The sequence below is a fragment of the methanotrophic endosymbiont of Bathymodiolus puteoserpentis (Logatchev) genome, assembly GCF_900128525.1.
Lineage (GTDB): Bacteria > Pseudomonadota > Gammaproteobacteria > Methylococcales > Methylomonadaceae > Methyloprofundus.
On record NZ_FQTQ01000025.1, the window covers coordinates 1 to 1,550 of the forward strand.

General features: G+C 42.4%; 1 protein-coding gene. It reads left to right on the forward strand.

The annotated features are described in order from the left end of the window. Positions 1 to 248: 248 nt before the first annotated feature. The gene (gene clpX, locus BQ7314_RS01650; RefSeq protein ID WP_174481968.1) at positions 249 to 1,538 is read left to right on the forward strand and encodes an ATP-dependent Clp protease ATP-binding subunit ClpX; all 1,290 of its coding nucleotides are present in this window, start codon (positions 249 to 251) and stop codon (positions 1,536 to 1,538) included. Positions 1,539 to 1,550: the final 12 nt, after the last annotated feature.

Below are 1,550 nucleotides of genomic sequence, written 5' to 3' on the forward strand. Positions count from 1 at the left end.
GCGTGTGGGCGACAAACGTGAGAAGGCCAATGATCCTGCGAGTAACTAGTAACTAGTAACTAGTAACTAGTAACTAGTAACTAGTGGATAGGGTGAGGATGGTTGAATAACTTCACACCTTTAACTGTGACGGGTATATATTGTGTTAGGGTGGTTATTAACTTTGTTAGATAACGCACTTGAAGACGAGCTACAATGTTTGCATTTTTATAGATGCGGGTGTTGTTTTTGATAACTAGGGTAATCGAATGGCCGACGAAGTAAGCGGTAAGGGTGAGGATAACGGTAAGTTGCTGTACTGCTCTTTTTGTGGAAAAAGTCAGCACGAGGTTCGCAAACTGATTGCAGGTCCGTCCGTTTTTGTCTGTAATGAATGTGTTGACTTGTGTAACGACATAATACTAGAGGAAATTCAGGACTCTGATGAGGAAGATGCTTCTAGTAAATTGCCTACTCCCAGAGAGATTAAGGATATTCTTGATGAGTATGTGATTGGACAGCCTGAGGCTAAAAAGATTCTTGCTGTTGCTGTTTATAATCATTACAAGCGTCTTCGCTATGGAGATAAAAATAACAGTGAAGTGGAGCTAGGTAAAAGTAATATTCTGATTATTGGTCCTACTGGTTGTGGGAAGACTTTGCTGGCGGAGACGTTGGCAAGGTTGCTGAATGTACCATTTACCATTGCTGATGCCACTACGTTAACGGAAGCGGGATATGTAGGTGAAGATGTTGAGAATATTATTCAGAAGCTGTTACAAAAGTGTGATTATGATGTAGAAAAGGCTCAGAGGGGTATTGTTTACATTGACGAGATTGACAAAATTTCAAGAAAATCAGATAACCCTTCCATTACGCGAGATGTTTCTGGGGAGGGAGTGCAGCAGGCGCTTTTGAAGCTGATTGAAGGTACTATAGCTTCTGTTCCTCCTCAGGGGGGGCGGAAGCATCCTCAGCAGGAATTTTTGCAGGTCAATACGTCTACTATTTTGTTTATCTGTGGCGGTGCTTTTGCTGGACTTGACAAGGTAATTAGAGAGCGTACAGATAAGTCTGGTATTGGTTTCTCTGCAGAAGTTAAGAGTAAGGAGAACAGTAAGGATTTGGGTGAGACTTTTAAGGAAGTTGAGCCAGAAGATTTGGTGAAGTTTGGTTTGATCCCTGAATTTGTTGGTCGTCTACCTGTATTGGCAACTTTGGAAGAGCTTAATGAGAGTGCGTTGGTTAGAATTCTTACTGAACCAAAAAATGCATTGACGAAGCAGTATCATAAGTTGTTCGAAATGGAAGGCGTGGACGTTGATTTCCGAAGCGATGCTCTTGAAGCGGTGGCCAAAAAAGCGATGAAGCGCAAGACTGGTGCGCGTGGGTTAAGGTCTATTCTTGAGTCTGTCTTGTTAAACTCTATGTATGATATTCCCTCACTGGAATCAGTCTCTAAAATTGTTGTCGACGCGGGAGTCATCAAGGGGGAATCTGAGCCGTTGTTGATTTATGAAAACATGGGTGCTCAGAAGGCTCTGCCAGATAAAGGGTGATGTGCTCTTTTT

Coding starts and splice junctions, on each gene's coding strand:
- clpX (WP_174481968.1), top strand. CDS start 249: ATGGCCGACGAAGTAAGCGGTAAGGGTGAGGATAACGGTAAGTTGCTG.